The 12,910-nt window shown below is 59.8% G+C and carries 12 protein-coding genes; 5 read left to right on the top strand and 7 right to left on the bottom strand.

The features are described 5' to 3' along the window. Nucleotides 1-14: 14 nt before the first annotated feature. The 5 genes from NOR97_RS17650 to glyA form a co-directional block, all read right to left on the bottom strand. The gene (locus tag NOR97_RS17650; RefSeq protein WP_171635830.1) at nucleotides 15-437 is read right to left on the bottom strand and encodes a universal stress protein; all 423 of its coding nucleotides are present in this window, start codon (nucleotides 435-437) and stop codon (nucleotides 15-17) included. Nucleotides 438-515: 78 nt separating this feature from the next. After that, nucleotides 516-1,889, bottom strand: a complete 1,374-nt coding sequence (locus tag NOR97_RS17655) for a sodium:alanine symporter family protein (RefSeq protein ID WP_170345519.1) — start codon at nucleotides 1,887-1,889, stop codon at nucleotides 516-518. Nucleotides 1,890-1,914: 25 nt separating this feature from the next. Then, entirely contained in the window at nucleotides 1,915-2,859 is a 945-nt protein-coding gene (lipA, locus tag NOR97_RS17660) for a lipoyl synthase (protein ID WP_257601338.1), read from the bottom strand. A gap of 14 nt (nucleotides 2,860-2,873) precedes the next feature. Continuing rightward, a complete protein-coding gene (gene lpdA, locus NOR97_RS17665) occupies nucleotides 2,874-4,256 on the bottom strand; it encodes a dihydrolipoyl dehydrogenase (RefSeq protein WP_257601339.1) in 1,383 nt (460 codons plus the stop codon). Nucleotides 4,257-4,267: 11 nt separating this feature from the next. Next, nucleotides 4,268-5,521, bottom strand: coding sequence for a serine hydroxymethyltransferase (gene glyA, locus NOR97_RS17670; RefSeq protein WP_257601340.1), 1,254 nt, complete (start codon nucleotides 5,519-5,521; stop codon nucleotides 4,268-4,270). A 146-nt stretch (nucleotides 5,522-5,667) separates the two neighbouring features. On the opposite strand from glyA, the gene NOR97_RS17675 reads away from it, so the two are divergent. Next, nucleotides 5,668-6,270: a helix-turn-helix domain-containing protein gene (locus NOR97_RS17675; protein ID WP_257601341.1), complete on the top strand. Its 603-nt coding sequence runs from the start codon at nucleotides 5,668-5,670 to the stop codon at nucleotides 6,268-6,270. Nucleotides 6,271-6,335: 65 nt separating this feature from the next. On the opposite strand, the gene NOR97_RS17680 is transcribed toward NOR97_RS17675, so the two are convergent. Beyond that, nucleotides 6,336-7,274, bottom strand: a complete 939-nt coding sequence (locus tag NOR97_RS17680) for a GlxA family transcriptional regulator (protein ID WP_257601342.1) — start codon at nucleotides 7,272-7,274, stop codon at nucleotides 6,336-6,338. An 80-nt stretch (nucleotides 7,275-7,354) separates the two neighbouring features. Between NOR97_RS17680 and NOR97_RS17685 the strand changes: the two genes are divergently transcribed. The 4 genes from NOR97_RS17685 to NOR97_RS17700 all read left to right on the top strand — a co-directional run bounded on the left by NOR97_RS17685 (nucleotide 7,355) and on the right by NOR97_RS17700 (nucleotide 11,849). After that, nucleotides 7,355-8,515: an acyl-CoA dehydrogenase family protein gene (locus tag NOR97_RS17685; RefSeq protein ID WP_257601343.1), complete on the top strand. Its 1,161-nt coding sequence runs from the start codon at nucleotides 7,355-7,357 to the stop codon at nucleotides 8,513-8,515. A gap of 2 nt (nucleotides 8,516-8,517) precedes the next feature. Beyond that, nucleotides 8,518-10,533, top strand: coding sequence for an acetate--CoA ligase family protein (locus tag NOR97_RS17690; RefSeq protein WP_257601344.1), 2,016 nt, complete (start codon nucleotides 8,518-8,520; stop codon nucleotides 10,531-10,533). 3 nt (nucleotides 10,534-10,536) lie between these two features. After that, the gene (locus tag NOR97_RS17695; RefSeq protein WP_170345511.1) at nucleotides 10,537-11,316 is read left to right on the top strand and encodes a carnitinyl-CoA dehydratase; all 780 of its coding nucleotides are present in this window, start codon (nucleotides 10,537-10,539) and stop codon (nucleotides 11,314-11,316) included. 164 nt (nucleotides 11,317-11,480) lie between these two features. After that, nucleotides 11,481-11,849 carry a hypothetical protein gene (locus tag NOR97_RS17700; RefSeq protein ID WP_170345510.1) on the top strand — a complete coding sequence of 123 codons (369 nt, stop codon included), beginning with the start codon at nucleotides 11,481-11,483 and terminating at the stop codon, nucleotides 11,847-11,849. On the opposite strand, the gene NOR97_RS17705 is transcribed toward NOR97_RS17700, so the two are convergent. Beyond that, nucleotides 11,840-12,910: a polyprenyl synthetase family protein gene (locus NOR97_RS17705; protein ID WP_170345509.1), complete on the bottom strand. Its 1,071-nt coding sequence runs from the start codon at nucleotides 12,908-12,910 to the stop codon at nucleotides 11,840-11,842. The two genes, NOR97_RS17700 and NOR97_RS17705, sit on opposite strands and share 10 nt — an antisense overlap.

Below are 12,910 nucleotides of genomic sequence, written 5' to 3' on the forward strand. Positions count from 1 at the left end.
CTTCAACCTTTCAATCAGCGGGACTGGTCGCGAACGACCATGACAGTGCAATGCGCATTGCGCACGACACGGGCCAGGTTCGGGCCAATCTCGTAGTTCGGGAAATCGCCCTTGGTCGATGCCATGACGATCAGATCAAAGCCTTCCTTGTAGGCAAGCTTCAGGATTTCGCGGTAAACACTGCCTTCTTCCACATGAACCGGCACGTCGGAAGCCTTGGCATGATCCAGAATCGCCTGAACCGCACCCCGCACGTGGTCTTTGGCGCCGGCACCATAGTTGGCGGGCAGGTTCGGCAGCTGGATGATCTCGGGGATGACGGCAACCGCATGCAGTTCGGCGCCGTAGAATTTGGCCTGCTCCAGCGCGACCGGCAGGGCCAGTTTCCACGAGCGGTCGTCGGTGTGATCAATGGGCAGCAGGATTTTCGTGGCCATCACGTCTCTCCTCGAGATATGGAATTCTATTTCAAAGGCGGGGGGCCGGGTTGGCCCCCCGTTTTGGTGGGGCCGAGCTTATTCGGCAGGTGTGCCGCCCGGCTCTTCGGACTTGCCGCCCGAGGCGAAGAACTCTTTCGTCAGTTTGAAGACGATCGGGCTCAGCAGCGCCAGGGCGATCAGGTTCGGGATGGCCATCATGGCGTTCAGCGTGTCTGCCAGCAGCCAGATGAAGCCCAGATCTGCAGTTGCCCCGAAGTAGATCATGACGATCCATAGAACGCGGTAGGGCATCAGAGATTTCACACCCAGCAGGAACTCGACACATTTCTCGCCGTAGAACGACCAGCCGAGGATGGTGGTGAAGGCAAAGATCGACAGAGCGATGGCGATCAGATACCCACCGATACCCGGAAGCGACAATTCGAACGCATGGCTGGTCAGCGCCGCACCGGATTCACCCGATGTCCATGCCCCCGACGCGATGATTGCCAAACCGGTGATCGAGCAGACGATGATGGTATCGATGAACGTCCCCAGCATCGCGATCAGACCCTGGTTGACCGGACCCTTGGTCTCAGCCGCTGCGTGTGCGATTGGCGCAGAACCCAGACCGGCCTCGTTCGAGAACACACCACGTGCCACGCCAAAGCGGATGGCGGCCCAGACGGCTGCACCCGCGAAACCACCTTCTGCGGCGGACGGGGTGAACGCATGGGTAAAGACCAGTGACAGCGCATGTCCGATGTTGCCGATGTTGATGAGCAGAACCAGCAGGCCTGCGATGATATAAGCAACGGCCATGAAGGGAACCAGCTTACCGGCAACGGCACCGATGCGGGTGATGCCGCCCAGGATGACAGCTGCGGTCAGAACCATCAGAACAACGCCCGTGACCGAGGTGTTGAGACCGAAATTGGATTCCAGGACCTGCGCCACACCGTTGGCCTGCACACCGTTGCCGATGCCGAAGGCAGCAACCGCGCCGAACAGGGCAAATGCAACACCCAGCCAGGCCCATTTCGCGCCCAGACCGTTTTTGATGTAGTACATCGGGCCCCCGACATAGTTGCCCAATTCGTCTTTCTCACGGTATTTCACCGCCAGAACGGCTTCGGCATATTTGGTGGCCATGCCCACCAGGGCGGTCATCCACATCCAGAACAAGGCGCCTGGACCGCCCAGGAAGACAGCAGTGGCCACACCGGCGATGTTGCCTGTACCGATGGTTGCCGACAGCGAGGTCATCAGCGCGTTGAACGGGCTGATCTGCCCTTCGCCCTGCCCTTCACGGCCTTTGAACAATAGGCTGAAGCCCGTGCCGATGCGCAGGATCGGCATGAATTTCAGCCCGACCTGTAGAAAGAAGCCGACGCCAAGAATGAGGACCAGCATCATCGGCCCCCACACGACGCCATTGATGGCCCCTACGATTGAATTCAACGCTTCCATGGTTTCCCTCCCATTTGCGTTTGGTTTATGCCCCGGTCGCGATGGCCCGCTGGCGGGCTTGCTTGAGGGCAGTGAAATCTTCGTCGGCGTGGAACGACGAACGGGTCAGCGGTGTGGCTGACACGTGCAAAAAGCCCTTGGAACGTGCGATCTGCTCCAGTTGGGCGAACTCCTCGGGTGACCAGAACCGGTCAATCGGATGGTGTTTCGGGGTCGGTTGCAGATACTGCCCGACCGTCAGAAAATCGACATGTGCCGCGCGCAGATCATCCATCACCTGACGCACGTCGTTCAGGCTTTCACCCAAGCCCACCATCAGCCCCGACTTGGTGAAAATCTCGGGGTTTGAACGTTTGGCGTCGTCCAGCAGCCGCAGCGAGGCATAATAGCGCGCGCCGGGGCGAACCGTCGGATACAGGTGCGGGACGGTTTCCAGGTTGTGGTTGAACACGTCCGGCGCGGCGTCAAAGACGATGTTTGCGGCGTCGCCCTTGCCCAGGAAGTCCGGCGTCAGAACCTCGACCGTGGTGCCGGGGTTCTGATGGCGTACGGCGCGGATCGTCCGGGCGATATGCTCGGCCCCGCCATCGGCCAGATCATCCCGATCAACCGACGTGATCACCACGTGGCGCAGGCCCAGTTTCTTGACCGCCGCCGCAACCCGGCCGGGTTCGAACGCGTCGAGCGCATCGGGGCGACCGGTGGCCACATTGCAGAACGAACAGCCCCGCGTGCAGATCTCGCCCATGATCATCATGGTTGCATGGCGTTTGGACCAGCATTCGCCGATATTGGGGCAGGCTGCTTCTTCGCAGACCGTTGCCAGATCGTGCTCGCGCATCAGACGCCGGGTTTCGTAATACGCGGCGCTGTCGCCTTTTTTCTTGCGAATCCACGCAGGCTTACGCGGGATCACGCTGTCGGCCTTCTTGGCCTTTTCCGGGTGGCGTGGTCGAAGCTGGATGGTCATCTGGCTGTCCCTCGTTATGCGTGGATTGCGCGGCCCATGGCATCGAGGCAGGCTTCCTTGACCGCCTCGCCCATCGCCGGGTGCGCATGACAGGTTGCTGCAACCTCGGCGACGGTCGCGCCTTTGGTCATGGCCAGTACCAGCTCGGCGATCAGATCGCCGCCATGGGCACCACAGATATGGGCTCCGAGGATCTTGCCATCAGAATCGGCCAGAACCTTGACTGCGCCATCTGTCTCACCCGTCGAACGCGCCCGCGAGTTGGCCATGAAGGCGAATTTGCCGACAACATATTCGACGCCCGCGTCTTTCAGTGCCTCTTCGGTCTGACCAACCGAAGCCACTTCGGGATCGGTGTAGACCACACCCGGCACGGTGTTGTAATCGACATGACCGGTTTCGCCGGCCAGCATCTCGACACAGGCAACACCGTCCTCTTCGGCCTTGTGGGCCAGCATCGGGCCGGGCACACAGTCGCCAATGGCATAGATGCCGGGCACAGACGTTTGGAATGCTTCATCGACTTCGATGAAACCACGCGGATTCACGGCCACGCCCAATTCTTCCAACCCAAGCCCGCGGGTGACGGGGCGGCGTCCGACGGCGATCAGAACCTTGTCGGCCTCGATCACCTCTTGCTTGTCCTTGCCGACGCGATCCACGGTCAGGGTCAGGCCAGCCGCGGTTTTCTCAACCGATTTGAGGGCACGGCCCAGGTGGAACTTCAAACCGCGTTTGGACAGCGCCCGCTGCGCCAGCTTGGCGATCTCGCCATCGATGCCGGGCAGAACGCGATCCAGATATTCGACCACAGTGACATTGGCGCCCAGACGTGCCCAGACCTGCCCCAGTTCCAGACCGATGACACCTGCACCGATCACCACCAGATGATCCGGAACGCTCTGCAACGCAATTGCGCCGGTCGAACTGAGGACATCCTGCTCATCAATTTCAATCCCCGGCAGAGAGGTCGGCTCGGACCCGGTCGCGATCAGGATGGTCTTTGTTTCGTATACGCTGTCGCCGACCTTGACCTGACCGGAGGCCGGAATGCTGGCCCAGCCTTCGATCAGATCGACGCCGTTCTTCTTGAACAGGAACGCGATGCCCTTGGTCAGATCACCGACGATCTTGTCCTTGCGCCCCATCATCGCGCCGACATCAATGCTGGCCCCCTCGACCGCAATGCCATGGGAGGAGAGATGTGCAAGCTCGGCAAATTTGGCCGAGGAGGTCAGCAACGCTTTGGAGGGGATGCACCCCACGTTCAGACAGGTACCGCCCAGTGCGCCGCGCCCTTCGATACAAGCCACTTTCAGCCCCAGCTGAGCCGCGCGGATCGCGGCAACATAGCCGCCCGGTCCACCCCCGATAACGATGAGGTCGTAGGTATTCATTTCACGTTCTTTCAATAGATCGGGTAGTTTGCACAGAGCGCGCGAACCTGTTCGCGTGTTTCCTTTTCGACGGTTTCGTTCCCGTCAGGAGACTGCGCGAGCGCCTCCAGAACATCCCCGATCAGATGGCCGATCTGCTTGAACTCTTCCGGGCCAAAGCCACGGCTGCACCCGGCGGCGGTGCCCAGACGGATGCCGCTGGTGATGGTGGGTTTTTCCGGATCTCCGGGAACGCTGTTCTTGTTGCAGGTAAAGCCGGCCCGCTCGAGCGCGGCTTCGGCGTCTTTGCCGGTCACGCCGATCGGGCGCAGGTCGACCAGCATCAGGTGGTTTTCGGTGCCGCCGGAAACGATGTCACATCCGCGCGCCATCATGACGTTTGCCAAGGCCGATGCGCTGTCAACGACACGCTGCATATATTCCTTGAATTCAGGCTTGAGTGCCTCGCCAAAGGCCACCGCCTTGCCTGCGATCACATGCATCAGCGGGCCGCCCTGCAAGCCGGGGAATACGGCCGAGTTGATCTTTTTCGCCAGCGCTTCGTCATTGGTCAGGATGATGCCGCCACGAGGCCCGCGCAGGGTCTTGTGCGTGGTCGAGGTCACGACATGTGCGTGTCCTACAGGCGAGGGGTGCAGGCCGGTCGCCACCAACCCGGCGATATGAGCCATGTCGGCCAGCAGCCATGCGCCAACCTCGTCCGCGATTTCACGGAATCTGGCAAAGTCGATTTTCTGCGAGTAGGCCGACGCACCTGCGATGATCAGCCTGGGCTTTTCCGCCCGCGCCAATTCGGTGACCTGATCATAGTCGATCAGCCCTGCATCGGTCAGACCGTACTGTACGGGCCGGAACCATTTGCCGGACTGCGCCGGTTTTGCGCCGTGGGTCAGATGGCCACCGGCGTCCAGCGACATGCCAAGAATGGTATCGCCCGGGCTCAGCAACGCCAGCTTGACGGCTCCGTTGGCCTGTGCGCCTGAATGGGGCTGTACGTTGGCATATTCACAGCCAAACAGTTTCTTGAGGCGTTCGATGGCCTCGACTTCGACTTCGTCAACATGTTCGCAGCCGCCATAATAGCGGCGGCCCGGATAGCCTTCGGCATATTTGTTGGTCAATACCGAGCCCTGCGCTTCGATCACGGCCTTCGAGACAATGTTCTCCGAGGCGATCAACTCGATCTGCTCCGCCTGACGCTCTCCCTCGCGTGAGATGGACGCGGCAATGACGGGATCTGCCTCAATCAGCGACGTTTTGAACATGGTCTCCTCCATTTGCCCCGAATCCTCAGTACGAAACTTTGTTTCCTATAGGGGAAATAATGCGCTTCCGGCAACAAAAATCTCTTATTCAAGAAGTTGCGTATATACTGAGAGGCATGTAACCTTTGATAAAACAGGGGAATTCAATGGGCGACGAAGGCCGAAATGATGTTTCCGGGCAGGAAGTTCCGGATGAAGGTGAGGCCCTGGGCCGCTCCATCCGCGATGCGCGGCGCGCGAAAGGGTGGACTCTGGAAGAAGCCGGCCGCGCTGCGGGTATCGGGCGGTCGACGCTGTCCAAGATCGAAAACAACCAGACCAAGCCAAGCTTTGACATTGTGCGGCGTCTGACGCAGGCCCTGGATATGAGCACCCCGCAGTTGTTTCTTCAGTCGGGTCAATCCGGCATTTCAGGCCGCCGTGATTTCACTCCGAAGGGCGAGGGGGAAATCAAGGATACGCCCACTTACCTGCATGAACTGCTTTGCCCTGAACTGACCAGCAAGCGGATGCTGCCCTATATCGCGACAATCAAGGCGCGCGACCTGTCGGAATTCGAGACGTGGATCCGACATTCCGGAGAAGAATTCATGTATGTGCTCAGCGGTGAACTCATTTTCGTGTCTGAACATTACCGCCCTTTGCCAATGAAGGCTGGTGACTCGCTCTATTATGACAGCGGAATGGGGCATGGGTGTATTTCAACCAGCGAAGAAGACGCCAAGGTGCTGTGGGTCTCGCTGGAATAACCTCCGTGGTTTTCCTTGGTTCTTGAGGTAAGCGGGCATCGCCATGCGCACCCCCTTCAGCCGTCCTACAGGCTTCGGTGGCGAAACGCAGTCGGCGTCTGGCCGAATTCTGCCTTGAAAGCCCGCGTCATGGCGCTGGCGTTTTCATATCCGCAACGACCGGCGATTTCGGCGATGGATTGTTCGGTATCTTCTGCCAGATTGCGTGCCAGGTTCAGCCGCAGCCGGCGATACAGCGCTTGCGGCGTGGTTTTGAGTTCCGCCTGAACACGCATTTCGATCCGCTTTTGTGAACACCCGATCTTGCGGGCCAATTTCCTGATCGAAAGAGGTGTTTCAAGGTTCGCCTGCATGACAGCCAGTGCGCGATTGACCAAAGTGTCTTCGGATTTCAGAGGCAAAGGGTAATGATCCTGCCCATTTCGGCTCATCAGAAGATACCCGACTTCCATGGACAAAAGAGGCCCGTGATCCCGGCGGATCAGGGCCGAGGCCAGATCGAACGCGGCCATCGCCCCGGAACACGTCAGCCTGTTGCCGTCGATGACAAAACGTTCCTGCACCGCATCCACGGCCGGAAAGCTTTCTTCGAACCGGGAAAGTTCGTCCCAGTGAATGGTTGCCCGGTGCTCATCCAGCAAACCGGCGCGGGCCAGCAGCCAGCTGCCGGTATCCAATCCGGCCACTTGCCGGTGTTTTTTGGCAGCATCCAGCACGGTACGGGTGGTCGATCGCGTGTCCAGCTTGCGATACCCATAAGACGGCATGACCACCAGAACGTCGCCTTGCTGGTCAGAGATTGAACCATTCGGTGTAACGACAAGGCCGCTGGAACTTTGAACGGGGTCTCCGTCAATGGAACAGAAGCGCCATGAATACAAAACCTGCCTCGACAGGTTGTTCGCAGCCCTGAGCGGTTCGACCATGTTTGCAAGGCAATGGTTCGAAAACCCGTTGAAGAGCAGAATGTTGTATTGTCGCGTCAAAAAATTCGAATTTGGCATGATCAGGTGTCAACTCTGCATGTCGTGACCATGAGTGATGGCGTTTGGTTGGTCAACCACCGATCCAGGGAACACGCGCCATGCAGTTTGGTCTGACAGAAGAACAGGAAATGATCGTCTCGACGGTCCGCAGCTTTGTTGAAAACGAAATCTACCCGCATGAAGACGCGGTCGAGCGCTCGGGAACCGTGCCTCCTGAGTTGGGCGCGCAGATCAAGCAGAAATGTATCGATCTGGGCTTTTATGCCTGCAACTTCCCCGAGGAAGTCGGTGGTGCGGGCCTGTCTCATCTGGATTTCACCTTGGTCGAGCGCGAGCTTGGCCGTGGATCGATGGCACTGACGCATTTCTTTGGGCGCCCGCAGAACATCCTGATGGCCTGCAACGACGAACAGCGCGAACGTTATCTTCTGCCTGCCGTACGTGGCGACAAGATGGACGCCCTGGCGATGACCGAACCGGATGCGGGTTCGGATGTGCGTGGTATGAAATGCCAGGCGGTGCGCGATGGCGGCGACTGGGTTGTCAACGGATCGAAGCATTTCATCTCGGGCGCGGAACATGCGGATTTCTTCATCGTTTTCATCGCGACCGGCGTGGACGAAACCCCCAAAGGCCCGAAGAAACGCATCACCACTTTCCTGGTGGATCGCGGTACGCCGGGGTTTGAAGTGCGCGAAGGCTACAACTCGGTCAGCCACAAGGGCTACAAGAACTACATCCTGTATTTCGACAACTGCCGTCTGCCCGACGCACAGGTCCTGGGCGAGGTCGATGGCGGCTTTGCCGTGATGAATGAATGGCTTTATGCAACCCGCCTGACGGTTGCGGCATTCTCGGTCGGTCGCGCACGGCGCTGCTTTGACTATGCGCTGAACTATGCGGCCGAGCGCAAGCAGTTCGGCCAGCCCATCGGCAAGTTTCAGGGCGTCGGCTTCCAGATCGCCGACATGATCACGGAAATTGATGCCGCCGATTGGCTGACACTCGCCGCCGCATGGCGTCTGGATCAAAACCTTCCATCGAACCGCGAGATCGCCTCGGCCAAGCTCTATGCCTCGGAAACGCTGGCGCGGGTTACGGATGCCACACTGCAAATCTTCGGCGGGATGGGCTTGATGGACGATTTCCCGATCGAACGGTTCTGGCGCGATGCCCGGGTCGAACGCATCTGGGACGGCACCAGCGAAATCCAGCGCCACATCATCAGCCGCGATCTTCTTCGTCCCCTGGGCGCCTGACCATGAACAAAGACCTGACCCGGCTGCTGCGCCCGAAAACCATCGCCGTCATCGGCGGCGGCGCGTGGTGCCAGCAGGTTGTTCTGCAATCCGAACGCATGGGCTATGCCGGCCAAGTCTGGCCGGTGCATCCCAAAGCGTCGGAAATTGCGGGCCACAGGGTTTTTGGCCACATCGAAGACCTGCCCGAAGCCCCGGATGCGGTTTTCATCGGTATCAACCGCCACGCCACCATCGAGGCCGTTCGTGTCCTGTCCAGTATGGGCGCAGGCGGGGCGGTGTGTTTTGCCTCGGGCTTTTCCGAGGCCGTTGCCGAAGATGACACTGGTGGGGACTTGCAGGATCAACTGATTGCCGCAGCCGGAGACATGCCCATTCTTGGCCCGAATTGCTATGGCTTCATCAACGCGCTGGACGGGGCGCTGTTGTGGCCGGACCAGCACGGAGCGAATCCTGTGGACAAGGGCGTGGCGATCCTGACGCAAAGCTCGAACATCTCGATCAACCTGACCATGCAGAAACGTGGGTTGCCGATCGCCTATATGATGGCCTGCGGAAACATGGCCCAGACCAGCCAGGCCGAAATCGCCTCGTCCTTGATCGACGATCCGCGCGTAACCGCGGTGGGTCTGCATATCGAAGGGTTCAAGGACATCCGGCAATGGGAGGCGCTGGCCGCCAAGGCCTATTCCAAAGGCATCCCGCTGGTCGCCCTCAAAGTGGGCGCATCGGAACAGGCGCAGGCGGCCACCATTTCGCATACCGCGTCTCTTGCGGGCAGCGACGCGGGCGCACAGGCCCTTTTGGACCGGCTCGGAATCCCGCGCCAGTCCGCGTTGCCGGACTTTCTTGAGACGCTGAAACTGTTGCACTGCTATGGGCCGCTGCCGGGTGGCCGCATCGCTTCGATCAGTTGTTCAGGGGGTGAGGCGAGCCTGATCGCGGATATGGCCGTTGGTACGGGACTGCGTTTCCCGCAGTTGAGCGATGACAAAAGGGCGCGTCTGCGCGACGCGCTCGGCCCCATGGTCGCGCTGAACAACCCGCTGGATTATCACACTTATATCTGGCGTGACGAAGAGGCGATGGCACAGGCATGGTCGGGCATGACGGGTGAAGACATCGACCTGACGTTCTCGATCGTCGACTATCCGACGACGGATCCGACTGACTGGAGTTGCGCGACCCGCGCTGCGTTGAGAGTGCGTGCCGAAACCGGTGCTCGGTTTGCGATTGTTGCGACGCTGCCTGAACTTCTGCCTGAAGACGTCGCGCAGGACCTGATGGCCGGTGGTGTCGTTCCGTTCATGGGTCTGCGCGAGGCACTGGCGGCAACCTGCGCGGCGGGTCAGGTCTCGGCCCCGTCCGCGCATCCTGTCTGGTTGCCGGGAACGGCTGAGGCGACCCAAACCCTGACCGAAGGCGAGTCGAAGCAGGCGTTGGCTGAATGCGGCCTGCATATCCCCCGAACCTGCACGGTTTCTGGGCCAGCGGCAGCCCTCGCAGCAGCGCAGGATATGGAAGCCCCCTTGGCCGTGAAAGGTGTTGGGCTTGCGCATAAATCCGAACACGCCGCTGTTCGGCTGGGCATTCAAACCAAAGACGTGGCCAGTGTGGCCGCTGACATCGGCACCGAAGATATCCTGATCGAAGAGATGATCACCGGAACCGTTGCCGAATTGCTGGTCGGTGTCGTCCGTGACCCGGCGCATGGGTTTGTCCTGACATTGGGGGCGGGGGGCGTGCTGACCGAAATCCTGCGCGATACGGTGTCGGTGCTGGTGCCAAGCGCGCCCGAGGACATCCGTGCCGCGCTTGGCAAACTGAAAATCGCCCCGCTTTTGGCAGGCTATCGCGGCCAACGGGCGGCTGATATGGATGCAATCATCGCCGCAGTCGACGCCGTTCAGGCCTATGTCATGCAAAATGCCGACACGCTTGGCGAGGTCGAGATTAACCCGCTCCTGTGCACGCCGGACAAGGCCGTTGCCGTGGATGCACTGATAAGAAAGGCCTGAGATATGGACCCGATCAAAACCCGCCGCGACGGAGCGATCCTTGAGGTGACGCTGGACCGGCCCAAGGCCAACGCCATCGATCTTGTCACCAGCCGCAGGATGGGTGAGGTGTTCGCCGCGTTTCGCGACGATCCAGAGCTGCGCGTGGCCATTCTGACGGGCGGCGGAGAGAAGTTTTTTTGTCCGGGCTGGGACCTGAAAGCAGCGGCCGACGGGGATGCGGTAGACGGGGACTATGGTGTCGGAGGGTTCGGCGGCCTGCAAGAACTGCGCGATCTGAACAAACCCGTGATCGCGGCCGTCAACGGCATCGCCTGTGGCGGCGGGCTGGAGCTGGCCTTGTCAGCCGACATGATCCTTGCCGCCGATCATGCCACGTTCGCCCTGCCGGAAATCCGCTCGGGTACTGTCGCGGATGCGGCCAGCGTCAAACTGCCCAAGCGCATCCCTTACCACATCGCGATGGAGTTGCTGCTTACCGGCCGTTGGTTCGACGCCGAAGAAGCCAATCGCTGGGGTCTGGTGAACGAGATCGTCGCCGCGGATCAACTGATGGACCGCGCCTGGGAACTGGCCCGGTTGTTGGCCTCGGGACCGCCCCTGGTTTATGCCGCTATCAAGGAAATCGTACGCGATGCCGAAGATGCCAAGTTTCAGGATGCCATGAATCGCATCACCAAGCGCCAGCTCAGAACCGTGGACGTTCTCTATGCCAGCGAAGATCAACTGGAAGGCGCGCGCGCTTTCGCCGAGAAAAGAGATCCGGTCTGGAAAGGGAAGTGAACTCTGATCGCAGAACGTGAATTTGCCATTTACTGATCCGCACAGCACGTGCACAGTTAGGCATGCCGTATTTCGAACGAAAACCATATGTTAGTGCATCTCGGGCGGTCAGCCCGATTGCTCCGCAGCCTGACAATCAACCGATTTCCGATATAGCACGCCGCGTGCTCGACAGGGAACGGGGCCCGCAGCAGCATCTGGACGGTCCGTTCAGGTGCCGCAAAACCTGTCATCCCGGCGGCACCGCCACCATTCTGCTGTGTTTTGAAGCACCGGAAGGCGCGGCCCCTGTTCAGATGCAGTTCGAACCGGGGGATCTGACCAACCCGAACGGGGACATTTTGCCGGCCAACCGCATCAATGTGATCCCGCCACAAATCCAGCTTGAACCGGGGGAAGCAACGGATGTTGCTGTTGCCGTCACTATACCCGATCTCACCGAACCCGGTGAATATCATGGCCGGATCGCCTGTACCGGAACGGACCAGACCTCGGTCGTGGTGGTTTTCGAGGTTGCGGGCGCTCAGACCTGACGGGTCACGAGATAGTCCATGAACTGTCCAAGAAACGCGCGCGGCCCGTCTTTGGTCCCCGCGAATACCTGCGCGAACTCACTCCGGGCCGAGGCCAGCAGATCACTTGCCGCGTCTTGCGCATAGCGGATGCTGCCGTAATGGTTCATGCGCTCCAGCACCCAGGCGACATCTTGCGTCGACCGGGCATCGCGTGGGTTTGACAGCATCTCGGCCAACCGTGCCTGTTCGGGCTCTTCCGCCTTCAGGCCAAGCTGGCCCAGCATCAGCGTGCGTTTGCCTTCATAGATGTCCCCGCCGATTTCCTTGCCGTAACTGTCCTGAGAGCCAACGAGATTCAAGACGTCGTCCTGAATCTGAAACGCTGCACCCAGGAAAAAGCCAAAGGCATTGAAATCATCCAGATTAAGCGCACCGGACTCGACATCACGTGGCCGTGCAATCAGGGCCCCGATGCGCATCGGGTGAATGAAACTGTACCAACAGGTCTTTTTCAGACACATCCTCAGATAATCTGATGCATCGACGTTCAAACGATTGTCGCGAATCCAGCCAAGTTCCAACGCCTGACCTTCGATGGATTGCTGCAACAGATGGTCGAACTCATCCACCACGCGCATACCTGTTTCCGGGCCCAACGGTCCCAGGTTCTGACGCAGCAGGCGCAGGGCCAGCGATTGCATCCCGTCGCCGGTATTGATCGCCAGGGGAACCCCAAGCCGCTTGTGCATACATTCGCGCCCGCGCCGGAAATCGCTTTGATCTTCGATGTCGTCATGGATCAGAAAGGCATTGTGCAGCAACTCAAGAACTGCGGCCGAGACCCTCGCATTCTCGCTGTTTCCGCCGAAGGCTTCGCATGTAGCCAGTAACAGCGCAGGCCTCAGACCCTTGCCCGAGGTTTCGATGTAATCGCGCATCGGGCCATACAGATAGGCCTGAGGCTCACCCGTCGGCAACAGGCCCAACAGCGTTTCGCGCGCCTGATCCCCGTAGGAGGTCAGGGTTTTCAGAAAATCCTGTTTCGCCGCAGGATCCAAATGCGCGGTTCCGGGTTTCAC

The sequence above is a fragment of the Ruegeria sp. YS9 genome, assembly GCF_024628725.1.
Classification (GTDB): Bacteria; Pseudomonadota; Alphaproteobacteria; order Rhodobacterales; family Rhodobacteraceae; genus Ruegeria; species Ruegeria atlantica_C.